Raw genomic sequence first — 21,925 nt, forward strand, 5'->3', positions numbered from 1 at the left:
TCACCGTTGCGACGCCCGCAGCGGCGTCCTGCCGTCGCGGGGCGCGGCCCGGGTCGCGGCCGACGCACACCGGTGTCCGGACGAGCCCGCCCGCGTCGTCCGCCAGTACGGGACTGGCCGGCGCCGGGGGCTGCGGTCGCGCCGTCGGTAGGCGTCCCGGGCCGCGCCCGGAGTGCGCCTCCTAGGCTGGGGGCATGACCGCCGCCACACGTACCCCGGACCAGCAACTCGCCGTCGACCTCGCCATCGAGGCCGGGAGGCTGCTGGTGGACCTGCGCTCCTCCGGCCCCACCGGTCGGGAGCTCGGCGACATCGGTGACCGCCGCGCCAACACGCTGCTCCTCGAACGGCTCGCCGCCGCGCGCCCGGACGACGCGGTCCTGTCGGAGGAGGCCGCCGACGATCTCGCCCGGGTGGACGCCGACCGCGTGTGGATCATCGACCCCGTCGACGGCACCCGGGAGTACGGCCTCGGTGACCGGCCGGACTGGGCCGTCCACGTCGCCCTGTGGGAGCGCGGCGGTGACCCGGCGTTGTCACGACTCACCGCCGCAGCGGTCGGACTACCGGCGCTCGGGGTGGTGTCGGGGGTCGACGACGACGAGGTCTACGCCGCACCCGTGGGCAACGGCGGGGTCGACGGGGGTGGCCTTCTTCCCCCTCGTACGGGCTCCCGACCGCGGATCGTCCTCTCGGCCTCCCGTCCGCCCCGGTTCGCGGATGCGGTCGCCGAGGCGGTGGGCGGGGATCTCGTGCCGCTGGGGTCGGCCGGGGCCAAGACCGCGGCCGTCGTCCGCGGTGAGGCGGACGCCTACATCCACGCCGGTGGGCAGTACCAGTGGGACTCCGCGGCGCCGGCCGGGGTGGCGTTGGCCCGCGGGTTCGTCGCGGTGCGGATCGACGGCTCGCCGCTCGAGTACAACGTGGCCGACACCTACCTGCCGGACCTCGTCGTGTGCCGCGCCGACCTGGCGGACGCGATCCTCGGTGCGATCGCGGACGAGGGCGCGGCGGGCCGATAGTCGGTCCCGGTCAGGGGAGGTGCCTGACGTCGACGGGGCCGCCGCGGCGCAGTGAGGCCAGCGCATCCCGCAGGGTCCGCGGGCGCAGGGGCGGGGACGTCCCGGCCCGTCCGGCGGCGATGGCGTCGACGATCTCGCGCAGGGCCTCGTCGGCCGCGACCGTGGGGTGCCAGCCGAGCTCCGCGCGGGCCCGGGTGGTGTGCATGAGTGGGACGCCGAACGCGAGGTCCACCCAGCCGATGCTGAGCGGCTGGAGGTGGAGCAGCCAGCTGACGTGCACCAACCTCCGCAGGATCCCGAACGGGAGCCCGACCGGAACGGCCCCGAGCTCGCGGGCGATCATGTCGCGCGTGACGGGCGGTTCGGCCGCGATGTTGAACGCGCCCTGCGCGCCGGTCGTGGCCGCGGCGGCGAGTGCCGAGGCCATGTCGTCGCCGTGGACCAGGGGGACGGTGAGGCGACGGTCCACGGGCAGGACCGGCAGGGCCCGGATCAGCCGGGCCGGTGCGAAGGCGGGGCTGAAGTAGCGCACCAGGCCCGAGGCGGCCTCGCCGTGCACGATGAACGCGGCCCGCATGCGGGCGATCGTCGGGGTTCCCGGATGTTCGCGCTCATGCTGGTCGAGCAGGTGCTCGGCGGCGGTCCTGTGGTGGTTGTAGGCGGCGGTCGGAACGCCACCCAGCTCGGCGCCCTCACTGACGCGGGTGTCCACGGACACCCCGGGGCCGCCGTCGGACACCGGGGCGTAGGCGCCCACGGAGGACTGGTGCACGAGATGCGGCACTCCCGCCAGACGGCAGGCGGTGACGACCGCGGCGGTCCCCCCGACGCCCAGTCGGCGGTGGTGGTCGACGTCGCGGGTCGGTTGGAAGCCCCAGGCCAGGTGGATCACCGCGTCCGCGCCGCGGAAGACCTCCACCAGGTCCTCCGCGCGGGCGTACGACAGGTCCACCCGATGCCACCGCGCGCCGTAGTAGGGCGGCGTGGCCGGGGGGATCCGGCGGCACAGTCCCACCACGTCGTGCCCGTCGGAGAGCAGACGCCGCACGAGCGGGGTGCCGACGTTGCCGCTGGCACCGGTGACGACTACCCGCATCCGGCGGGCCGGGGTATCGGATTCCGGGTTCTGCGTCATCGCACCATGGTCGGCGACCCGCGTGGGCCGCGCATCCGGTCCGGGGTGTGTGGCAGGTGTCCGCGCGTGTGCCGGGAACGCGCGTGTGTCGGGAACGCGAGCGGCCCGGCCCCGCGTGCTGCGGGACCGGGCCGTCGCGCCGGCAGGGCCGGGTGCCGTAGCGCCGGCAGGGCCGGGCGCCGTGGGGGCTCGTGCCCGCCGGCGGGGGAGGCTACCGGTCGGTGACCAGTGCGCCGGCGATGGCGGCCATGAACGCGTCCTTGGCCAGGGACATGCCCTCCTGGCTGGGGCGGATGCCGTCGGCCTCGGTCATGGTGGGGTTGCGGAAGTACATCGCGAGCAGGCCGGCGGAGAAGACGCCGAGGGCGGCGCCGGCGATCTGGCGGGGCACGACCGGGGTGAGGAGGGCGGCGCCGATGCCGATCTCGGAGTAGGCGACGAACTTGCCGAAGGAATCGGGATCCAGGTTGTTCACGGCGGGCACTCCCGTCGCGGCGAAGCCCTGTAGACCCTGGGCGGCCTCGGTCGGCATGCCGCGCTTGCTCAGGCCGGAGTTGAGGACGAAGGCCCCGGTGACTCCACGGAGGATGGCGTTGGACAGACTCACTGTGTTTCTCCCTCTGGTGCGGTGACGGTCGACGAAATCGAAGTAGTTGATACGACACTTTGGTGACGTGACATCAAAGAGGGTGACGCACAGAGCGGCGTCCGTAATCCCGCGGGGGGACGGCCGGGCCGGATGCGGGGGAGGCCCGGTGGTGGAAAGGTGCTTGGTATGAGTACGAGCAGCCGCGACATCACCGACAAGCCCCACACGGATGCCGACCCCGACACCGGCAAGCCCGAGTCGCCCACCAAGCTCACCGGCGGAGCCTGGAAAGTCGGCCTCAAACGCGCCGCAGGGGAGTTCTCCAAGGACAACTGCACCGACCTCGCGGCGTCGCTCACCTACTTCGCCGTTCTCTCGTTGTTCCCGGCGCTTCTCGCCGTGGTCTCGCTGCTCGGTGTGTTCGGCCAGGGGCAGGCCACGGTCGACGCGGTGATGGGCCTCGTCGAGGGTTCGGTACCGGAGCAGACCCTCAACGAACTCCGCGGGCCGATCGAGGGACTGGTCAACACTCCGGCCGCCGGGATCGCCCTGATCACCGGTATTCTCGGCGCGCTCTGGACGGCCTCCGGATACGTGGGCGCCTTCGGTCGCGCCATGAACCGCATCTACGAGGTCGAGGAGGGGCGCCCCTTCTGGAAGCTCAAGCCGCTGATGATCCTTCTCACCGCCGTGCTGCTGATCCTGGTCGCCCTGGCCGGCGTGATGTTGGTCGTCAGCGGGCCGATCGCCGAGTGGGTGGGGGATCTCATCGGTCTCGGCTCGACGGCGGTCACCGTCTGGGGCATCGCCAAGTGGCCGGCGCTGGTCCTCGTCGTCGTCGTCATCCTGGCGGTCCTCTACGGGTTCGCCCCCAACGTGAAGCAGCCCAAGTTCCGCTGGATCTCGCTCGGCGCGGTGGTCGCGCTGGTGGTGTGGGGCCTCGCGACCGTCGGCTTCTTCTTTTACGTGACCAACTTCGGCAGCTACAACGCGACCTACGGTTCGCTGGCCGGCGTCATCGTCTTTCTGCTCTGGCTGTGGATCACCAACAACGCCTTCCTGTTCGGTGCCGAGGTGGACGCCGAGATGGAGCGCGCCCGTGAGCTCCAGGCGGGCATGCACGCCGAGGAGACCATCCAGCTCCCGCCGCGCGACACCACCGCCAGCGACAAGGCGGCCGAGAAGCAGCAGAAGGCCATCGACGAGGCTGCAGACGTCCGACGCGAGGCCCAGGTCGACCAGGCCCGCCACCGCGACTGACCCCCGCCCGGCCCCGACGGATCAGCCAGTGGGCGCGGCGTCCGCCCCATGCCCCGCCCGGGAGGTCACAATCAGTGCATGAGCACTTCTGGCGGGCCCGTCGCGACCATCCGCAGACGGTTGCGAACGGTGCGGATGGTGTTCACGAGGTCGGTGTCGGAGTTCCTGCGTGATCGGGGCCCGGACCTCGCGGGGTCGCTGACCTTCTACGGGGTGCTCTCGCTGTTCCCCGCGGTCCTGGTCGTGGTGTCGCTGCTGGGCGTGTTCGGCCAGGGCGACCGGACGGTCGACGCGGTCATGGACATGCTCTCGGACGTCGCCCCGCCGGAGATCCTGGACCCGGTGCGCGGGCCGATCGAAACGCTGGTGACCACGCCCGCCGCCGGGACCGCGCTCATCGTCGGAACGGTGGTCGCCCTGGCGTCGGCCTCGCGGTACGTCTGGGCGCTCGGTCGGGCGATCAACGCGGTCTTCGGAGTGGAGGAGGGGCGCCCGCTGTGGCGGCTGCTGCCCTCCGCGGTGATCCTCACGGCTCTGCTCATTCTTCTCGTGGCGGTCGGTGGCCTCGCGCTGGTGTTCACCGGGCCGGTGGCGGAGACGGTCGGCGGGTGGATAGGGCTGGGGGACACGGCCCTTGCGACGTGGGAGATCGCCAAGTGGCCGGCCGGGCTGGTCTCGGCGATCCTCGCACTGGCATTCCTCTACCGGTTCGCACCGAACGTCACGGAGCGCAAGCTCGGCTGGGTCTCGCTCGGGGCGGTGGCGGCCCTGGCGATCATCGGCGTGGCTACGGCGGGTTTCGACTTGTTCGTCTCCCGGTTCGGCAACTTCAACGAGGTCTACGGTTCGCTCGCCGGCGTGATCGTGTTCCTGCTGTGGTTGTGGCTGGTCAACATGGCGGTGGTGTACGGCGCCCGCCTGGACGCGGAGGTACTGCGGGTGCGGCAGTTGCGCGCCGGGATCCCCGCGGAGGAGGCGGTCCGGGTGACCCCGCGCGACAACTCGGCCTTTGAGGCGCACAACCGACGCCGCGCCAAGATGCTCGCCGCGTACCGCGAGCTGCGGCGTGAGGACACCGACTCCCGAACCGTAGACGCCGAGCCCGCCGACACCGAGCCCGCCGACGCGCAGAAGTAGCGCGCGGGAGGGAGGTAGGGTGCCGACAGTGTCTGATCGAGACCGAGACCCCGGACCGAAACCCGCAGAGGGCGTGCCGGAGGGCCCCGCCTCCGGCACGCGACCGGAGATCTGGCGGCTGGACCACCCGCAGTACGGCAGGCTCGAGTTCGCTGTCGGCCGATCCGACGAGGTGCACGCGGTCGACCCCGGTTACCCCCTCCGGCGCAAACCCGAGGGGGAGACGGCAGGGTCCTCGCCACTGCAGAGCCCTGCCTGCGCGCTCCTGAGGGACGGGGTGACGGTGGCCAGGGCGCGGCAGATCAGTGACACGAAGCTCTCGCTCGACGCGGACCCGCCCGAGCCGGGCGAGCACAGCACCGCGGCCGCGTCCGTCTCCGGCCCGCGAGTGCAGGTACGGACCAGCATCACGGACACCGCTGTGCGGCAGGTGGTCTTCCGCGAGGGCAGGGACGTCGTCCACTTCGATCCACCGCCGGGCTCTGCGGCGGAGGCGAGGCAGGACGCGATCGCGGCCTCGCCGTGGAAGCGCGTGGCCTATCCCGTCGCGGCCGGTCTGGGCCGGTCCGGGTGGGCCATCGCCGTGCTCGTCCTACTGCCGCTGATCGGCCGGGTCCTCGAACCGGTCGTCGAGTGGATCCTCGAGCGGCTCCCGGACATCGACCTCCCGTGGCCGGACATCTCCCTGCCGACCATCCCGCGGCCCGACATCACCCTGCCGTCGATCTCGTTGCCCGAGGTCACGGTGCCGGGGTGGCTCGAGTTCATGCTTGAGTACAGCAAGGTGTGGGTGCCGCTCGTGGCGGGCGTCGTGATCGCGGTGCTGGCGGTGAGGCACTCGCGGCGGTCGAGGGCGATCAAGCGACGGTGGGAGGCGGGCAGGCACGAGGACCCGGCAGGCGACGACCCGGCAAGCTACGAGCCCTCGGGCGACGACTGAGCCGGGCGGTAGGGTTGAACCCATGCGCCTCGTCGTCACCGGGGGAGCCGGGTTCATCGGCGCCAACTTCGTCCACACCGCGGTCCGCGAGTACCCGGACGCCCACGTCACGGTGCTGGATTCCATGACGTACGCCGCCAACCGCGCCAACCTGAAGGGGTTGCCCGACGAGCGGGTGGAGTTGGTCGAGGCGGACTGCGCGGACCCGGCGGTCACCGACCGGCTGGTCGCCGAGCTGACGGGGCCGGACGACGCCGTCCTGCACTTCGCCGCGGAGAGCCACAACGACAATTCGCTGGCCACCCCCTGGCCCTTCCTGCACTCCAACATCGTCGGCACCTACGCCGTACTCGAGGCGTGCCGGCGGCACGACGCGCGCCTGCATCACGTGTCGACGGACGAGGTGTACGGTGACCTGCAGCTCGATGATCCGGCCAAGTTCACCCCGGACACGGCGTACAACCCGTCGAGCCCGTACTCGGCCACCAAGGCCGGGGCCGACATGCTCGTGCGCGCGTGGGTCCGCAGTTTCGGGGTGCGGGCCACCATCAGCAACTGCTCGAACAACTACGGGCCGTTCCAACACGTCGAGAAATTCATCCCGCGTCAGATCACCAACATCCTGGACGGTCGCCGGCCCCGCCTCTACGGCAGTGGGGCCAATGTGAGGGATTGGATCCATGTCGACGACCACAACGCGGCGGTCCTGCGCATCCTGGCCGCGGGCGAGCCGGGCCGGACGTACCTCATCGGCGCGGACGGCGAACATTCGAACCTGCAGGTGATGCAGATGATCTGCGACCTCATGGGGGTCGCCGGCAGCGACGGGGGAAACGGGGCCGGCACCGGGGGGGATCCCGGTTTCGATCACGTCACCGACCGGCCGGGCCACGACCTGCGGTATGCCATCGACGCCACCGCCACCCGCGAGGAACTGGGCTGGGAGCCGCGGCACACCGACCTGCGCGAGGGCCTGCAGCAGACGATCGAGTGGTACGCCGCCCACCGCGACTGGTGGGAGCCGGTCAAGGAGCGCGTCGAGGCGAAGTACGCGCGGACGGAGACGGTGCTGTGAAGGGCATCGTCCTGGCCGGCGGCAGCGGCACCCGGTTGAGCCCGCTCACCCTGGCGACGAGCAAGCAGTTGATGCCAGTCTACGACAAGCCGATGATCTACTACCCGCTGTCCACGCTCATGCTGGCGGGGATCCGGGAGATCCTCGTCATCACGACCCCCCAGGACGCTCCGCAGTTCCGCCGGCTGCTGGGCGACGGCAGCCAGTTCGGCATCGCCCTGAGCTATGTGGAGCAGGCGGCGCCGGAGGGGCTGGCGCAGGCGTTCGTGCTGGGTGCCGAGCACATCGGCGACGAGTCGGTGGCGTTGATCCTGGGCGACAACATCTTCTACGGACCGGGCATGGGCACGCAGCTGCGGCGCTTCGTCGAGCCCGAGGGTGGCGCCGTGTTCGCCTACCGCGTCTCCAATCCGAGCGAGTACGGGGTGATCGACTTCGACGCCGACGGCCGCGCGATCAGCCTGGAGGAGAAGCCAGAGGACCCGTCCTCCGATTTCGCCGTCCCCGGCCTCTACTTCTATAGCGCCGACGTGGTGGACGTGGCGCGCGGGCTCGGCAGGTCCGCGCGCGGCGAGTACGAAATCACCGACATCAACCGGCACTACCTGCGCGAGGGCCGACTGCAGGTGGAGGTGCTGCCACGGGGCACGGCGTGGCTGGACACGGGTACGCACGCCTCCTTACTCGACGCGGGCAACTACGTCCGCACGATCGAGGACCGGCAGGGCCTGAAGATCGGCTGCCCGGAGGAGGTGGCATGGCGGATGGGATATATCGACGACGACGAGCTCACCGTCCGCGCCCACAACCTGCGCAAATCGGGGTACGGCCTGTACCTTCTGGACATTCTGCGCCGCGAGAAGGGGCGCAACCTGTGACCGCCGGCCGGTGGCCGCGGATCCTCGCGACGGGCGGTCGCGGACAGCTCGGGCACTACCTGGACAGGCAATCGAGGCGTCAGCTCGGCGGTGGCGCGGTCGCGGTGGGCCGCGACGAGCTCGACCTCACCGACCCGGCCTCGATCGCCTCCGCCCTGGACCGTCACGCACCGGAGGTCGTGATCAACGCGGCCGCGTACACCGACGTCGATGGCGCGGAGGACGACGAGGTCACTGCGCACGCGGTCAACGCCGACGGCGTGGAATCGCTGGCCGTGGCGTGCCGCGACCGCGGGATCCGGCTGGTCCACATCAGCACCGACTACGTCTTCTCGGGCGAGGTCCCCGGCGGGGGAGACCCGGCCACCGCTCCGGCGCTCGAGCCGCACGACCCGACCGCGCCGGTGACCGCGTACGGGCGCACCAAACTCGCGGGGGAACGGGCGGCGCTGGCGGTGTACCCCGAGACGACGATCGTCCGCACCGCGTGGGTGTACACCGGCCCCGTGCGCCACGGGCAGGGGCTGCGCGGCTCGGACTTCGTCGACACCATGGTCCGCCTCGAGCGCGAGCGGGACACCCTCTCGGTGGTGGACGACCAGTGGGGTTCGCCCACCTACACGGCGCCGCTGGCCGATCAACTGCTCGGCCTCGTCGGCGGGGAGGCCTGGGGCGAGTTCGACGCGCGGGGCCTGACCCTGCACCTGGCAGGGGTAGGCCGCGCGACGTGGTTCGACCTCGCCCGGGCGGTGTTCACGTGGTTCGGCGCGGATCCCGAGCGGGTGCGACCCTGCACCACCGAGGGGTACCCACGCCCCGCCCCGAGGCCGGCCTTCTCCGTGCTCTCCGATGCCTCGTGGCGTGCCGTCGGGCTGGAGCCGATGGACGACTGGACGCAGGATCTCGTCCGCGCGATCGCCCACGAGGGCTGGATCGCCCAGCGACAGCGGGAGCGGGGCAGCCTCCCCGGGCCCGGGTCGTGAACCGGACCCGCCGCACAGTGCTCGCGGCCGGGAGCGCCGCGGTGGCGGCCGCCGCCGTCGCCGCGCTTGCCCTCACCGCGTGGGGCGCGTTCCTGCTGCAGCCGCGCGCCGACGAGCCCGTCCGCGCCGACGCCGTGGTGATGCTCGCCGGCGCCGACGACGGTCGCCACCTGTACGCCCGGGACCTCGTGGAGGCCGGGTACGCCGACACGCTGCTCGTGAGCAACCCCGGCGGCAACTCCGAGACGGTGGCCCGGCGACTGTGCACCGGAATCGCGCGACCCTCGGGCGCAGAAGTTGTGTGCTTCTCGCCCGACCCGCGCACCACCTGGGGCGAGGCGCAGGCGGTCGCCTCGATCGCGCGGGCGCGCGGGTGGGACCGGATCCTGGTGGTGACCAACCGGCCCCACACCCTCCGGGCGGGGACATGGATGCGCAGCGCCACCGGGCTGGACGTGCGGATGGTGCCCGTCGAGCGGCTCGACCGCGGGATGCTGCCGGTTCATCTGGTGTGGGAGGCCGCCGGATGGATCAAGGGCCGCGTCAACGGCCACTGGTGACCCCGGGCGGCCGGGGTGTTCCGCGCGAGGCGGGGCTCAGGCGGGCCGGGCCCGCATCGCCGACGGGGCCGCGATGGGCGCCCGGGTCGTGAGCCGCGGCGAGGACAGGCCCTGGTGCGCTCTGGTGATCCTCCCGAACACGGCCGCGCGGTCCATCGGACGGTGCGGGAGATCCAGCGCGCGGCGCACCTCCGACGGCACCAGGCTCGCCGCGGCGTCCACGACCGTCGTGCACGACCGGTGCGCGATCACCGAGTTCTCCGTGACCCCGGGGCAGGCGCGGGCGTCCTCCCGGAGCTTCCTCGCGGCGCGGCGACCGGCATCGGTGGGCCGGGCGCGGCCGCGGGACCTGCGCAGGAGCTGCTCGAGTTCGCGGACGGTCGAGGGGAAACTGCGGGCACCGTGGAGCCGCGCGAGGCCCGCCCACTGGTAGACGTACCGGTCGGATTCGGCGGTGGACAGGGGACGCCCCGAGAAGCGCTGGAAGGCGACGAGCAGGGCCCACGTCATGGCGGCCTGCGACCACTCGATCAGCCCGGGGTCGGAGCCGTAGAAGTAGTCGCCGTACTCGGTGGTGCCGGAGAACGAATTGTGGTCACGGCGGGCGTGCTCGATGGTCACCATGGCGTCGTCGACCGTGCCGAACGTCGAGATCTCCACGAGGTCGTGCAGGTAGTCGTCCATCGTCCACGGCTCGGCGTCCGCACCGCACGCGATCATCCCGGCGGAGTAGGCGGGGTCGGCGGCGAGCATGAGCAGACCGGTCGTGATGCCGATCGGGGTGGACACGTCGCCGTGGACCCGCCAGATGGGATCGCTCGCCGTGAACCACCGCGGGCCCGGGATATCGAGGATCGAGCACACGGGTGAGTCCGCGCCAGCGCGTGGAATTAGTGGTGACATGCACACACCCCGGGGTAGTGGAGCCGCCCGAGGGGGCGGCCGGATGGGACCTGTCACGAACTCTAGCGCCCGGCGGCGCCGTAGTGAAGGAAAGCCGGAGGGTCCGCTGAGGAGATGCCGTGAGGCCCCGGCGCGGCCTGGCACACCGACATGGCCTCTAGGCTGGGCGACGCACGCCAGACGCATTCCGACCCTCGCAAGGAGACGGCTGTGACCGCTACCCCCCTGCCCGCCCCCCGGACCGGCCCCGTCGTCCCGGACCGCTTCGCCGGCCGCACCGCGCTCGTCACCGGCGCGAGCCGCGGGATCGGCCTGGGCATCGCCCGTCGCCTGCTCGCGGAAGGCGCGTCGGTGGTCATCACGGCGCGCGGCCAGGAGGGGCTCGACGACGCCGTCGCCGATCTCGGCACACCGGAGCGGGTGCTGGCGGTGGCGGGCAAGAGCGACGACGAGGACCACCAGCGTGAGGTCGTGGCCCGGGCCGAAGAGTCGTTCGGGCCCATCGACCTGCTGGTCAACAACACCGGGATCAACCCGGCATTCGGCCGCACGGTGGACATCGACCTGGCCGCGGCCCGCAAGATCACTGAGGTCAACGCCCTCGGCACCCTGTCCTGGACGCAGAAGGTCTACCACTCGGGCCTCGGCGAGCGCGGCGGCGCCGTCGTCAACATCGCCTCCATCGCCGGCCTGGCACCGTCGCCGGGGATCGGCTGGTACGGCGCCACCAAGGCGTTGGTCATGCGGCTGACCCAGGAGCTCGCCGTAGAGGTCGGACCCGCCGTGCGCGTCAACGCCGTCGCCCCGGGCGTGGTCAAGACCAGGTTCGCCGAGGCGCTGTATTCCGGCCGCGAGGAGGCCATGTCCGCGGCGCTGCCGGCCGGGCGACTGGGGGTGCCCGAGGACATCGCCGGTCCCGTGGCTTTCCTGCTGTCCGATGACGCGCACTGGATGACCGGGCAGACCCTCGTCGTCGACGGTGGCGCGCACATCGTCGGCGCGGGACTACAGGGCTGACGGGGCGCGGGGACCCGGACATGACCTCTATCCAGGAGTACTGCGCGTCGACCGGTCGCATTCTCGAGGCGAGCCCACCGATGGCCGTGGCCGCACAGCCGCTGACCTGGGTGGACAGCCCGCCGTGGCAGCGCATCGAATCGCCCGAGCCGTCCGCGGTGATCTACGTGGACCCGGGTGCGCACCGTGACGGGTTCTCACCCAACGCGGTGGCCACCTGCGCCCGTGTCGCGCCCGCGATGGACACCGAGCAGGCGGTCGAGATGATCGTCGCCACCGCCGACGCACTGCCCGACTGGACTCTGCTCGAGCAGGTCGCCGGTGAAGGGGACGAGTCCGCCGGCGCCGTCCGCAGCGTCTACCGCTACCTGCGGGGCATGTACACGGCCGAGCCGGGCCGGATGGCGACCTCGAGTCTGATCGTGGGATGGAGCGACGACGAGGCCACCTACATCTTCCAGTTCGTCGTCACCGGCTGGGACGAGGACGCCTCCGTCCACGACGACGCCATGGGCTGCCTGCTGATCGGCGAGTGGACGGCAGCGCAGATCGTGGACGCGATGCGCGGCTAGGGTGGTCGTCACCCGGGCGCCGGGGGCGACCGGGATCGATAGACAACGGGAAGGCGGGACCGGAGTGCAGCTACGCGAGCTCAGCGTGTCGGGGGCGTGGGAGATCACCCCCCGGCAGATCTCTGACGACCGCGGGGTGTTCCACGAGGCGTTCACCGACGAGACCTTCCGTCGGATGACCGGCCACCGTTTCGATCTCGCGCAGGTCAACGTGTCGGTCTCGGGGGAGGGGGTCCTGCGCGGCCTGCACTTCGCCGAGGTCCCGCCCGGTCAGGCCAAGTACGTGCTGTGCCCGTCCGGCACGGTGTTCGACGTGGTCGTGGACGTCCGCGTGGGCTCGCCGACCTTCGGTGAGTGGGCCGGGGTCATCCTGGACTCCGTGGAGCAGCGGGCGATCTACATCCCCGAGGGCGTGGCGCACGGTTTCCTGGCCCTCGAGCCGCAATCCACGGTGATGTACTTCTGTTCGGAGGGCTGGCGGCCCGGGGCCGAGCACGTCATCGACGCCTTCGATCCCAAGATCGCGATCGACTGGCCCGGATCGGCCCTCGACGGCACCTCGATCGAGCACGTCATGAGCGAGCGCGACCGCGACGCCCCGAGCCTGCTCGACGTCGCCGCTGCGGGCCGGCTCCCGCAGTGGGAGGAGTGCCGGGCCCACGTCGAACGACTGCGTGAGGCCACACCCAGGGTCGACGCCGAGTGGCGGCCGGACGAGAACTGACATACCCTTACGGGTATACCCCCTAGGGTATGATGTCGGATCTGAGGAGATTCTTATGTGTTACCCCGTCACCTGCCCCGTCTGCGGCAAGACCACGTGGGACGGCTGCGGTCAGCATGTCGACCAGGTCAAGGACACCGTCCCCGCCGAGCAGTGGTGCGACGGCACGCACGAGGCCGCCGCGAACTGACCCGGTCCGGTCCGGTCCGAGCCGGGCCCGGCCCGGGGCCCGGGGTGACCAGAGGGGAGCGCCACGCCCCTCGCCACGCCCCGGTGGGGGCGCCCCGGCCCCGTCCCGGCCCGTCGACGGGCGCCGCGGGGTAGAACCAGGGGAGGCTAGCCCCTCATCCCCTCCGGAGGCCCCATGAGCACCCCCTTCGTCCTCGTCGAGCGCAGCGGCCCGATCGCCCGCGTCACACTCGATCGGCCCGAGCGTCGCAACCCGCTCTCCCTGCAGATGATGCGGGAGGCGACGGCGGCGATCCGCGACCTCGGTGACGACCCGGACTGTGGGGTCGTCGTGCTCACCGGGTCCGGCCCCGCACTGTCCGCCGGGCACGAGATCGGTGAAATGGTCGACCGCACCCTCACGCAGGAGCGCGAGGTCTTCACCACGTGCGTGCAGCTCATGGAGACCATCCAGGCGATCCGGCAGCCGGTCATCGCCGAGGTGCAGGGCCACGCGATCGCCGCCGGCTGTCAGCTCGTCGCCACCTGCGATCTGGCCGTGGCGGTCGACACCGCGCGTTTCGGCACCCCGGGCGTGAAGATCGGCCTGTTCTGCTCGACCCCCATGGTGGCGGTCTCCCGCTCCATCGGCCGTAAGCGGGCCATGCAGATGCTGTTGACCGGTGAGACGATCGACGCCGCCACCGCGGTGGACTGGGGGCTGGTCAACGAGGCGGTGCCCGAGGGCCACCTGCGTTTTCGGGTCGATGAGCTGGCGCTGCAGATCGCCGACTCCAGCCCGCTGACGTTGGAGATCGGCAAGCAGGCCTTCTACAGGCAGATCGATCTGCCCCAGGACGAGGCGTACCGCGAGATGGCCGAGACCATGGCCACCAACGCCGTCACCTGCGACGCCCAGGAGGGCATGTCCGCGTTCCTCGAGAAGCGCGCCCCGCAGTGGCGCGGGGAGTGACGCGCAGCGCGCACTAGGATCGTCGCCATGGCGATCTCGGTGATGACGGTGTGTACGGGCAACATGTGTCGGTCGCCGCTGGCCGAGCGTCTGTTGGCCGCGCGAACCGCGGCAGCCGGACTCGATGTGTCGGTCGACTCCGCGGGGACGCGGGCGGCCAATGGCGTCGAGATCCACCGCGAGACCCTGCGGGTGCTGCAGGGGTACGGGGGAGACGGCGGGGGCTTCGCGTCGCGACTGCTCACAGCCCGGCTGCTGACAGGACGCGACCTCGTCCTCACCGCGACCCGGGCGCACCGCGATGCCGTGCAGGAACTGGCGCCGTTGCTGTGGAAGAAGACCTACACGATCCTGGAGGCCGCCCGGCTCGCCGACTCCGACGAGTCCGTCACGCTCGCGGGTCTGTCGCGGGCGAGGTTGAGTATCGACACCGACGATCCCGCGCTCGACGTGGAGGATCCGATCGGCCGGGAGCCGGAGGTGTTCGACCGCACGGGGGCGCAGATCAGCGACGCCGTGGACTCCATCGTCCGCCTGCTGTCACGCAACTGACCCGGCCGACGAGACCTGTCCGGGCAGGGCTGCATCGGGCAGGGCTGCGCCGGGACCCGTGCGCTGCCGACGTCAGGGGTCCAGCGGTTTGCGACGGTCCAGATCCCGTAGGAAATCAGGGTCGTCGTCCGGGGCGATCACCCGTGGGGGAGCCGGCCGTGACCCGGGCCCGAAGGCCCGCCACAGCAGGATCGCCACGGTCACCACTCCGATGAGTGCGAACAGCCAGATCACTCGAACCTCCTTCCCACCACGATACGTATCCTGGGGACCATGAGCGAGCGAGACGAGACAACACACCCCGCGGAGGGGACGGCCAGCCCGGCGGCCAGACCGGAGGGGTCCGCGCCCGGCGCGCGACTGGCCCGCAACATGGTCGTCTACACCGTCGTCCGACTTCTGCTGGTGGTGGCGTTGACGCTGCTCATCATCGGGATCGGCAGCCTGGCGGGTGTGCAGGTCCCCGTGCTCGTCGCCGCGATCATCTCTGTGTTGATCGCGTTGCCCCTGTCGATGGTGCTGTTCAGCCGGATGCGCGCGCAGATCAACTCCGATATCGCGGCGGTCGACGCCGGACGACGGGAGAAGCGCGAGGACCTGCGCCGTCGGATGAACGAGGCCTGACGCTCGTCGCACCAGACCGGCGTGCGGTGTCCGGCCGGAGTTCACACCCGGTCGGAGGGCATGCCCTCGGAAGGTCAGCCCTGCGGGCCGCCCGGCCAGAACGACCCGGGCCAGCGGAATGCGGGGAGCCCCACTGACGTCCCCGACTCGGTGGGGGTCTGCGACCCGGTGGGGCCGACCGACCCCGACGGGGCGGCGGACATCACGGATGTCAGCGGGCCCGGCTGCGGTTCCTGCGGCGCCTCGGTCACGGTGGGCACCGTCGTCGGCTGCTCGGACGAGCCGGTCCCCGTGGGGGTGGTGTCGCCGGGTTCGGTGGTGCCGGGAGTGCTGGTCCAGGGAGTGGTCGGATCCGTCACGACGGGCTCGGTACCGCCCGGCTCGGTCGTGGGCGGCGTCGTGGGCGAGGTGGGCGACGTCCCGTCGGTCGGGCTCGTCGGGGAATCCGGATCGTCCGTGTCGGGATCCTCGGTGCCCGGCTCATCCGGATTCTCGGTCGTCTCCCCGTCGCCGAGGAGCTCCTGATCATCCTCGAACCCGATATCGGTTCGCGGCTGGGCGGGCGTCCACTGTTCGCCCGTCGTCTCGACGGGTGCGGTCTCGCTGGGAGGCGCGTAGGTACCGGCCTCCTCGTCGGGTACGTACAGTGCCCCGGGAGCGGGCTGGACCCCGATGTAGTACCTGCTCAGGCAGTGATCGGTGACGTTCTGCGATCCGTCGGTGAAGATGGTGAGGCCGGGCGTCCCGCCGTCGGCCTCCGTCGCGCATCGCGCGATGAACTTCCCGAGCTGCTCGTCACGCTCGGTGGTGGTCGGCGACGTGATCTCCGTCGCGGACGCAGAGCGCGGAGCCTCGGAGAGCACCTGTGGCTCCGGCTGCGCGCAGGACGCGGCCACCAGCGCTGTTGCGCCGGCCGCGAGGAGCACCCGAGTTCTCATAACGATAGTGTCTCAGTTCTGCCAAAGGATGGCTACCGGACGGACGGGGTGGAGTCTTTTTCACCCCGGAGGACGGTCGGGAAGCGCGAGCATCTAGTCCGACGCGACCCGGGATCGGACCGCCCCGACGGAGGCGACGGCGGCGGCGAGGACAGCCGCGAGGACGCCCCCGAACCCCACCTTCACCAGATCGGCCACGGGTACACCATCGTTACCGACCCCACCGAGGTCACTGAAGATGCCTCCCGCGCCGGAACCGGTCCCCGTGAGCGCGGCCGCCCCGGCCGTGCCGAAGGCCGCCCCCAGCAGCACGCCCAGGGCTGCGGCGCAGGCGGCCACCAACGCGGTCTCGAGGACAAGCATGAGCCACACGCCGAAGCGGGTGACCCCGACGCCTCTGAGCAGGGTGATCTCCCGGGTCCGTTCCCGGACCGCCAGCGTGAGCGTGTTGGCGACCCCCACCAGGGCCAGTGCGACCGCCACCGCCAGCAACAACGAGCTGGAGGTGAGGACGGTCCGGACAGAAGTGGCGATCTGCTCGCGGGAGGCGAAGCTCTCGGTCACGGCCGCATCGGGCGCGGCGTCCACGACGGCGGAACGCACGCCCTGCAGTGCCGACTCGAGTTGCTGACCGGCCAGGGAGTCATCCATGCGCAGCCAGACCTCGGTGCGTGGGACGAACTGGGTGGGCACCTCCACACCCTCCGGCCACGGGGACCCGTCGGGCAACTGCGCCACGGGCCAGGCGGGCACGCTCCCGGGCGCGGCCAGGGCCCACTGATCGCTCGTCCGACGCACGACCAGGTCGCGACCGTCGTCGTCGGAGAAGAAGGTGAACCGGACGGTCTCGCCGTCGCGGGCACCGGCGGCCACGGGGGAGGACTCCGGGAGCACGATCTCCCCGGGCCCGGGCAATACGACGTCGCGGCGCATCACGTCGCCGACCCGCTCCGGGTCGGCGACCCTGAGGACCGTGCGCTTTCCCCCGGGGCCCTCCGCGTACATGTCGGTCACGACCAGGGACTCGTCCACGCCCGGGAGCTCCGCCAGCGTCCCCGGCAGTCCCTCGGGCAGGGTGTCGCCGCTCGATGCGGTCACGGCGATGTCCAGCGGGACGCGGTCGACGAGCCGTGCCTGGATGGCCGGTCCGAGCAGGGCGATGCCGGTCACCATCGTCGCGGTGAGAGTCACGCCCACCAGTACGGCCGCCGAGGTGGCGGCGGTGCGGCGCGGACTGCGGGCGATGTTCCGTGCGCCGAGCAGACCCACCGGGCCGAGCAGCACTCCCACTACGCTGCCGAGCGCCCCGAGCAGGGTGGGCAGGGCACCGGCGACCACGGCCAGGATCCCCAGGAACGCGAGAACGCCCCACGCGCCGGCCTCGACGACGGCCCCCGCCTCGACGGCCGCCGACATCGAGTGCCAGCCGAAGGCGCCCACCACGGCACCCACCGCGACCATAGCCAGCCGCCGCCACCACGGGTCGGGCCGTACATCGGCCGGGCGCAGCGCCTCCAGTGGGCTGCCGGAGGTGGCGCGCCACAGGGGCGGGAGAGCGGTGACGAGGGTGACGCCCACGCCCACCGCGGCGGCGAGCAGATAGGCGGATCCGGGGACGCTGACCTCCTGCAGGGGAATCGTCACGCCGAGTCGGGGGGCCTCCCGGGCCGCGAGTGAGACCGCGAACCGACCCAACGCCAACCCCGCGGCGGTCGCCACGGCGCCGACGACCAGGGCTTCGGCCATCCCGGACAGTCGCAACTGCAGCCGCGAGGCGCCCAGGCAGCGCAACAGTGCCGTCTCCCGGACGCGCGCGGCGAACACCACCGCGAAGGTCGTGCCGATGACCAGGGCGGCCACCGCGACGGCCAGCAGGGTGAAGGCCAGCAGGGCCCGGGTGTAGACGTCGCGGCTACCGATGAAGGACTCCGCGAGAGCGTCCGCCTCGGCCGCGCCGGTGGACACCTCGACGGCGGACGTGCCCGGGATCCGGTCCAGGCGCTGCTCGATCTCCGCCGCCAGCGCCTCGTCCGACACCGTGCCGTCGCCGGCCACACGGATATCGCCCCCGGCCCCGTTCGGCGCCCACTGCTGTACCTGCTCGTCGACGGTGTAGAGGGGGAACGCCGAGTTCATGTCCGGTTGCCCTGCAAGGTCGAACAGCCCCACCACCGTGACGGGGACGGGATCACCGGCGCCGCTCGGCAGCACCTCGAACGTGGCGCCCAGCGGGAGGTCCGCGTCACTGCGGATCGCCACCTCACCGGGAGCGGCGGGGAGCCGCCCGTCGGCCAGCGGTTGCCAGCGCAGACCGTCGTCGGTGGCGAGCGCCGTCGTCGTCGTCACCTGTTGGGCGCGTCCCTCGGCGCGGACCCGCACGTAGGTCTGGGCGTCCACGGTGACGGCCCGCACCCCGGGGGTGGCGGCGATGGCCCCCAGGCCGAGCCGCTGGGCCTCGGCCGCTTCCTCGCGCGCGGCGTCGGTGCCGGCGGAGGTGCGGTCGCCGAGGTTCTGCACGAGCACGGCGGTGCCCGAGTACCGCATCCCGAAGGTCGCGTCGGCGCTGGCGGTCATCGTGCGGAGTACGCCCACCGAGGCCAGGACGAAGCCGACGGCCACGGCGATCGCCAGGATGGTGCCGAGGTAGCGGCCCGCGTGTGCGCGCAGCTGACCCAGGACCAGGTGGGGGCTCACGTGGTGGCCGGCCGGCGGCCGGTGAGCGAGCGCATGGCCGTGTGGACGGCCTCGGGGGTGGGGGAGGGGACCTCGTCGGCGATCCGTCCGTCCGCCAGTACCACCACGGTGTCGGTGTGGGCGGCGGCGTGCGCGTCGTGGGTGACCATGACGACGGTCTGGCCGGCCTCGCGGACACACGCGCCGAGCAGTCCCAGCACCGACTCGCCGGACTCGGAGTCGAGGTTGCCGGTCGGCTCGTCGGCGAACACCACGTCCGGGCGCGGCAGGAGGGCGCGGGCGATGGCCACCCGCTGCTGCTGGCCGCCGGACAGTTCGTGCGGGCGCCGCTTCAGCAGGTCGCCGATCCCGAGCTCGCCGACCAGCGAGTCGAGGCGCGACCGGTCCGGGCGACGCAGCGCCATCCGCACGGGGAGCGCGATGTTCTCGCGTACCGAGAGCGCCGGCACGAGGTTGAAGGACTGGAACACGAAGCCCACCCGGGTGCGTCGCAGCCGGGTACGTCCCGCGTCACCCAGGCGGGTGATCTCGGTCGATCCGATCGATACCGTGCCGTGGTCGGGCGTGTCCAGGCCGGCCAGGCAGTGCATGAGGGTGGATTTGCCGCTGCCTGACGGGCCCATGACCGCGGTCCAGCGCCCCTTGTCGATCGCCACGTCCACGCCGTCCAGTGCGCGTACCTTCACCCGCCCGTGGGAATAGGTCTTGCGCAGGCCGTGGGCCCGGATCGCGATCTCGGGGGGTGGGGTCACGTGGGTCCTTCCGTCGCGGCGTGGCGTCCGGAGGTGAGTGTAGGGACCCCGGTTGTGGAGACCCGGTCCGACACGACACCGCACCTGTGGCCCATGTGACTGATGTGACGTATGGTACCTGTGTGACTGGGCCGGACCCGGTCGTGCCCAGCTCCCGGACGACAAGGTGACCTCATGTTCCAGCGACGCTCGCACCGCACCGCCCCCCGTGCCCGTTCCCTCGCCCTCGGCGGCGCCCTGGCCGCGCTCGCCGTGGTCGGTGGTGGCACCGTCGCCGCGGTGGGTGCGCCCGCCGCCGTCGACGCCGGCGACATCCAGCTGACCCAGAACGCGACCGGCCAGGCCGGTGCGCAGGAGCTCCCGCTCGGCACGGCCGTCAACCTCGACCTCGAGCCCGTCGTCGCCCAGGCCGCCGGCGGCACCATCCCGCCCGGGACGACGGTGCAGGTCACCGGCCTGCCCGACGGTCTGACCCAGAACGGCTGGGTCATCTCCGGCACGCCCACCCGCGCGGGCGAGTACGAGGTGCTCGTCACCGTCTCCAACTCGGGGATCTCGCAGTCGGAGAAGGTCGCCATCACCGTCACCGACGGCGCGGGTGCCCCGTCGGAGGACGAGGAGGCGACGACGAGCCCGGCCATCACGAGCCCGGCCGCAACCACGGCGACCACCACGGACGAGACCGCGACGACCGAGACCACGACGACCGCCACGCAGTCCGACCCCACGCTCTCGGCGGTCCCCGGTGATCCGACCGCCGAGGACGACACCCTCGCCGGCGATGAGGGTGACGGAACGGGCGCCGGCGACGGTGAGACGACCGGGGACGACGACGAGGTCGGCGCCACCCCGGATCTGTGCGCGGTCGTCGGGGACGGGCAGATGGACGGTGCCTCGCTGGCCCAGCTGGTGCCGCTGGTGACCGGTGGCGACGATGCCGAATCGGCCGGACTCGTGATGGTTCTGCTCAACACGGTCGTCAACCTGCTCCCGTCCGTGCTCGGCGAGGGCGGCTCGGTCGAGAGCCTCGGCTCGGTGGGCCAGATCCTCTGCTCGATCTCCCCGTCGCTGCTCGGCGGCCTGACCGGTGGAGAGACCGCCACGGGCGGGGCGACGACCACTGCGGGCGGCGATGCCACCACGGGCGGGGCGACGACCGGTGCGGCTGTTCCGGGCGACGGCCCCGCCGCGCTGCTGGGTCTGCTCACGACCGGCGCGGGCAGCCTCGGGCAGTGACCTTCCCCGCGCCCCCGGGCAATGTCCCCACGGGGCGCGGGTCGGGGCGATAGAGTCCCCCTGTCGACCTCGGGCGGCCCGGTGGGGCGCAGTGGCTCGATTACCTCCGTCGCCGTCGAAGAGGGTCCATCACACATGTTCACCCGCAAGGTCGTCACCGCCGCCGCCGCTGCACTCGCGCTGGTCGCCCTGTCCGTCCCCGTCGTCAACGCGCAGGACGACGGTGCCCTCCCCGGTGAGACCACGTCCGGCAGCATCTCGCTCGGCAGTCTCGAGGGGGGCGACCCCGACGCGTCCAGCCTCGCCGGAGGGTCCGAGGGCGCCTCGAACGACGCCTCCGGCGAGGGCGGAGTCGACGGTGAGGGTGCCGATTCGGGTTCGCTCGGTGGCGGTTCGCCGGGAAGTCTCGACTCCGGCAGCCTCGACTCCGGCAGTGGGGACGACACCAGCGTCGGTGACCTCGCGCCCGAGACCGATGAGGTCTGCGAGCTGCCCGCCCTGGGCGGCTCGGTCGCCAAGTTCTCCCCGCTGCTGGGGATCGACGGCGTCCCCACCGGCGTCATGGATCTGATCACCTCGGCGCTGGATTCCTTCCCGAATCTGCTCGACGTGGTCGCGGGGGAGGGGCGCGGGTCGGCGCTCGTCGGCGAGGCCGGCTCGCTCAGCGAGGGGCTGTGCTCGCTGGTCTTCGGCGGCGAGATGGTCCCGCCGCCGGTCACGGTGATCGTCGACGGTGACGGCAATCCTGTCAGCACGGTCACCGGCACGGCCACCGCCAGCTCCACCACGTCCGCCCCGGCCACCACCACGACCTCCGCCGACGAGGCCGGAACCGGAACTTCGATCGCCGCCTCCGACGATGCGAGCACCGACGGTGCGAACCGGGACGGTGGCGACCCGGACGACGCGGATGCCGGTGAGGCGGCGCTCGCGACCTCGGTCCCGGTCCCCGGCGCCTGACCCCGCCTCTCGGTCTCCTGCGGCCCGGCCCCGACACGGGGGCCGGGCCGCCGTGATTTTCCCGCGGCCGTCTCCCTGCGGCGCTGCGCATGCCGAAGCGGTGAGCGCGGATCCGCGCGCGCGAATATACCCAGGGGGTGTGTTACTGGTGTGGCTTATGAGAACTAAGTGACTTATGTGACAGAAGTAGACAGTCGGTGTGCATGTGGTTAGAGTGGCACTCGTAATGGTCT

The 21,925-nt window shown here is 71.9% G+C and carries 24 protein-coding genes; 17 read left to right on the top strand and 7 right to left on the bottom strand.

Features of this window, described 5'->3' with window-relative positions; translation table 11 throughout:
• Positions 1-194 precede the first annotated feature (194 nt).
• A complete protein-coding gene (locus tag Q2K20_RS03520; protein ID WP_269502058.1) occupies positions 195-1,022 on the top strand; it encodes a 3'(2'),5'-bisphosphate nucleotidase CysQ in 828 nt (275 codons plus the stop codon).
• Between the two features lie 10 nt (positions 1,023-1,032).
• Here Q2K20_RS03520 and Q2K20_RS03525 read toward each other — a convergent pair whose 3' ends face one another.
• Together Q2K20_RS03525 and Q2K20_RS03530 are read right to left on the bottom strand one after the other, a co-directional pair.
• A complete protein-coding gene (locus Q2K20_RS03525) occupies positions 1,033-2,157 on the bottom strand; it encodes an NAD-dependent epimerase/dehydratase family protein (RefSeq protein ID WP_269502056.1) in 1,125 nt (374 codons plus the stop codon).
• A 211-nt stretch (positions 2,158-2,368) separates the two neighbouring features.
• Entirely contained in the window at positions 2,369-2,764 is a 396-nt protein-coding gene (locus tag Q2K20_RS03530) for a hypothetical protein (protein ID WP_067716950.1), read from the bottom strand.
• A gap of 168 nt (positions 2,765-2,932) precedes the next feature.
• Between Q2K20_RS03530 and Q2K20_RS03535 the strand changes: the two genes are divergently transcribed.
• The 7 genes from Q2K20_RS03535 to Q2K20_RS03565 all read left to right on the top strand — a co-directional run bounded on the left by Q2K20_RS03535 (position 2,933) and on the right by Q2K20_RS03565 (position 9,579).
• Positions 2,933-4,006 (top strand): YihY/virulence factor BrkB family protein, encoded by a 1,074-nt coding sequence (locus Q2K20_RS03535; RefSeq protein ID WP_067716947.1) that lies wholly within the window; start codon positions 2,933-2,935, stop codon positions 4,004-4,006.
• Between the two features lie 78 nt (positions 4,007-4,084).
• Positions 4,085-5,143, top strand: a complete 1,059-nt coding sequence (locus Q2K20_RS03540) for a YihY/virulence factor BrkB family protein (RefSeq protein ID WP_069388915.1) — start codon at positions 4,085-4,087, stop codon at positions 5,141-5,143.
• Between the two features lie 28 nt (positions 5,144-5,171).
• The gene (locus tag Q2K20_RS03545; RefSeq protein ID WP_132063085.1) at positions 5,172-6,083 is read left to right on the top strand and encodes a hypothetical protein; all 912 of its coding nucleotides are present in this window, start codon (positions 5,172-5,174) and stop codon (positions 6,081-6,083) included.
• 22 nt (positions 6,084-6,105) lie between these two features.
• On the top strand, positions 6,106-7,158 hold the full coding sequence (rfbB, locus tag Q2K20_RS03550) for a dTDP-glucose 4,6-dehydratase (RefSeq protein ID WP_067716939.1): 1,053 nt from the start codon (positions 6,106-6,108) through the stop codon (positions 7,156-7,158).
• Positions 7,155-8,036 carry a glucose-1-phosphate thymidylyltransferase RfbA gene (rfbA, locus tag Q2K20_RS03555; protein WP_269502045.1) on the top strand — a complete coding sequence of 294 codons (882 nt, stop codon included), beginning with the start codon at positions 7,155-7,157 and terminating at the stop codon, positions 8,034-8,036. Before rfbB ends, rfbA begins: the two co-directional genes overlap by 4 nt.
• Positions 8,033-9,019, top strand: a complete 987-nt coding sequence (gene rfbD / locus Q2K20_RS03560; protein WP_182640370.1) for a dTDP-4-dehydrorhamnose reductase — start codon at positions 8,033-8,035, stop codon at positions 9,017-9,019. Before rfbA ends, rfbD begins: the two co-directional genes overlap by 4 nt.
• A complete protein-coding gene (locus Q2K20_RS03565) occupies positions 9,016-9,579 on the top strand; it encodes a YdcF family protein (protein ID WP_067716934.1) in 564 nt (187 codons plus the stop codon). Before rfbD ends, Q2K20_RS03565 begins: the two co-directional genes overlap by 4 nt.
• Positions 9,580-9,615: 36 nt before the next feature.
• On the opposite strand, the gene Q2K20_RS03570 is transcribed toward Q2K20_RS03565, so the two are convergent.
• On the bottom strand, positions 9,616-10,443 hold the full coding sequence (locus Q2K20_RS03570; RefSeq protein WP_269502040.1) for an oxygenase MpaB family protein: 828 nt from the start codon (positions 10,441-10,443) through the stop codon (positions 9,616-9,618).
• Between the two features lie 249 nt (positions 10,444-10,692).
• Here Q2K20_RS03570 and Q2K20_RS03575 point away from each other — a divergent pair, with 249 nt between their 5' ends.
• From Q2K20_RS03575 to Q2K20_RS03600, 6 genes are all read left to right on the top strand, one after another.
• A complete protein-coding gene (locus Q2K20_RS03575; protein WP_096906976.1) occupies positions 10,693-11,499 on the top strand; it encodes an SDR family oxidoreductase in 807 nt (268 codons plus the stop codon).
• Positions 11,500-11,519: 20 nt separating this feature from the next.
• Positions 11,520-12,071: an LpqN/LpqT family lipoprotein gene (locus tag Q2K20_RS03580; protein WP_067716929.1), complete on the top strand. Its 552-nt coding sequence runs from the start codon at positions 11,520-11,522 to the stop codon at positions 12,069-12,071.
• A gap of 64 nt (positions 12,072-12,135) precedes the next feature.
• Positions 12,136-12,795: a dTDP-4-dehydrorhamnose 3,5-epimerase gene (rfbC, locus tag Q2K20_RS03585; protein ID WP_096906977.1), complete on the top strand. Its 660-nt coding sequence runs from the start codon at positions 12,136-12,138 to the stop codon at positions 12,793-12,795.
• Positions 12,796-12,850: 55 nt separating this feature from the next.
• A complete protein-coding gene (locus Q2K20_RS03590; protein WP_256385633.1) occupies positions 12,851-12,985 on the top strand; it encodes a hypothetical protein in 135 nt (44 codons plus the stop codon).
• Between the two features lie 174 nt (positions 12,986-13,159).
• A complete protein-coding gene (locus Q2K20_RS03595; RefSeq protein WP_069390183.1) occupies positions 13,160-13,936 on the top strand; it encodes an enoyl-CoA hydratase in 777 nt (258 codons plus the stop codon).
• A 27-nt stretch (positions 13,937-13,963) separates the two neighbouring features.
• A complete protein-coding gene (locus Q2K20_RS03600) occupies positions 13,964-14,488 on the top strand; it encodes a protein-tyrosine-phosphatase (RefSeq protein WP_317176686.1) in 525 nt (174 codons plus the stop codon).
• Positions 14,489-14,560: 72 nt separating this feature from the next.
• Here Q2K20_RS03600 and Q2K20_RS03605 read toward each other — a convergent pair whose 3' ends face one another.
• Complete coding sequence (locus Q2K20_RS03605) at positions 14,561-14,722, bottom strand: hypothetical protein (RefSeq protein WP_167457827.1); 162 nt, start codon at positions 14,720-14,722, stop codon at positions 14,561-14,563.
• A gap of 39 nt (positions 14,723-14,761) precedes the next feature.
• Here Q2K20_RS03605 and Q2K20_RS03610 point away from each other — a divergent pair, with 39 nt between their 5' ends.
• Positions 14,762-15,112 carry a DUF4229 domain-containing protein gene (locus Q2K20_RS03610; protein WP_083249822.1) on the top strand — a complete coding sequence of 117 codons (351 nt, stop codon included), beginning with the start codon at positions 14,762-14,764 and terminating at the stop codon, positions 15,110-15,112.
• Positions 15,113-15,186: 74 nt separating this feature from the next.
• Here the strand turns inward: Q2K20_RS03610 and Q2K20_RS03615 are convergent, their stop codons facing one another.
• The 3 genes from Q2K20_RS03615 to Q2K20_RS03625 form a co-directional block, all read right to left on the bottom strand.
• On the bottom strand, positions 15,187-16,050 hold the full coding sequence (locus Q2K20_RS03615; RefSeq protein WP_194307242.1) for a hypothetical protein: 864 nt from the start codon (positions 16,048-16,050) through the stop codon (positions 15,187-15,189).
• Between the two features lie 93 nt (positions 16,051-16,143).
• Positions 16,144-18,744: an ABC transporter permease gene (locus tag Q2K20_RS03620; RefSeq protein WP_069390179.1), complete on the bottom strand. Its 2,601-nt coding sequence runs from the start codon at positions 18,742-18,744 to the stop codon at positions 16,144-16,146.
• Positions 18,741-19,496, bottom strand: a complete 756-nt coding sequence (locus tag Q2K20_RS03625) for an ABC transporter ATP-binding protein (RefSeq protein WP_096906980.1) — start codon at positions 19,494-19,496, stop codon at positions 18,741-18,743. The genes Q2K20_RS03620 and Q2K20_RS03625 overlap by 4 nt, the downstream gene beginning before the upstream one ends.
• Before the next feature lie 174 nt (positions 19,497-19,670).
• Between Q2K20_RS03625 and Q2K20_RS03630 the strand changes: the two genes are divergently transcribed.
• Both Q2K20_RS03630 and Q2K20_RS03635 read left to right on the top strand, forming a co-directional pair.
• Positions 19,671-20,732 carry a hypothetical protein gene (locus Q2K20_RS03630; protein WP_119192601.1) on the top strand — a complete coding sequence of 354 codons (1,062 nt, stop codon included), beginning with the start codon at positions 19,671-19,673 and terminating at the stop codon, positions 20,730-20,732.
• A gap of 135 nt (positions 20,733-20,867) precedes the next feature.
• A complete protein-coding gene (locus Q2K20_RS03635) occupies positions 20,868-21,692 on the top strand; it encodes a hypothetical protein (RefSeq protein ID WP_317176687.1) in 825 nt (274 codons plus the stop codon).
• The last annotated feature ends 233 nt before the right edge of the window (positions 21,693-21,925 follow it).

The sequence above is a fragment of the Dietzia sp. IN118 genome, assembly GCF_032905965.1.
Classification (GTDB): Bacteria; Actinomycetota; Actinomycetes; order Mycobacteriales; family Mycobacteriaceae; genus Dietzia; species Dietzia kunjamensis.

Excerpts from the sequence above, each read along its gene's own strand:
- Q2K20_RS03520 (WP_269502058.1), top strand. The coding sequence starts at position 195 with ATGACCGCCGCCACACGTACCCCGGACCAGCAACTCGCCGTCGACCTC.
- Q2K20_RS03525 (WP_269502056.1), bottom strand. The coding sequence starts at position 2,157 with ATGACGCAGAACCCGGAATCCGATACCCCGGCCCGCCGGATGCGGGTA.
- Q2K20_RS03535 (WP_067716947.1), top strand. The coding sequence starts at position 2,933 with ATGAGTACGAGCAGCCGCGACATCACCGACAAGCCCCACACGGATGCC.
- Q2K20_RS03540 (WP_069388915.1), top strand. The coding sequence starts at position 4,085 with ATGAGCACTTCTGGCGGGCCCGTCGCGACCATCCGCAGACGGTTGCGA.
- rfbB (WP_067716939.1), top strand. The coding sequence starts at position 6,106 with ATGCGCCTCGTCGTCACCGGGGGAGCCGGGTTCATCGGCGCCAACTTC.
- Q2K20_RS03580 (WP_067716929.1), top strand. The coding sequence starts at position 11,520 with ATGACCTCTATCCAGGAGTACTGCGCGTCGACCGGTCGCATTCTCGAG.
- Q2K20_RS03590 (WP_256385633.1), top strand. The coding sequence starts at position 12,851 with ATGTGTTACCCCGTCACCTGCCCCGTCTGCGGCAAGACCACGTGGGAC.
- Q2K20_RS03595 (WP_069390183.1), top strand. The coding sequence starts at position 13,160 with ATGAGCACCCCCTTCGTCCTCGTCGAGCGCAGCGGCCCGATCGCCCGC.
- Q2K20_RS03600 (WP_317176686.1), top strand. The coding sequence starts at position 13,964 with ATGGCGATCTCGGTGATGACGGTGTGTACGGGCAACATGTGTCGGTCG.
- Q2K20_RS03610 (WP_083249822.1), top strand. The coding sequence starts at position 14,762 with ATGAGCGAGCGAGACGAGACAACACACCCCGCGGAGGGGACGGCCAGC.
- Q2K20_RS03615 (WP_194307242.1), bottom strand. The coding sequence starts at position 16,050 with ATGAGAACTCGGGTGCTCCTCGCGGCCGGCGCAACAGCGCTGGTGGCC.
- Q2K20_RS03630 (WP_119192601.1), top strand. The coding sequence starts at position 19,671 with ATGTTCCAGCGACGCTCGCACCGCACCGCCCCCCGTGCCCGTTCCCTC.
- Q2K20_RS03635 (WP_317176687.1), top strand. The coding sequence starts at position 20,868 with ATGTTCACCCGCAAGGTCGTCACCGCCGCCGCCGCTGCACTCGCGCTG.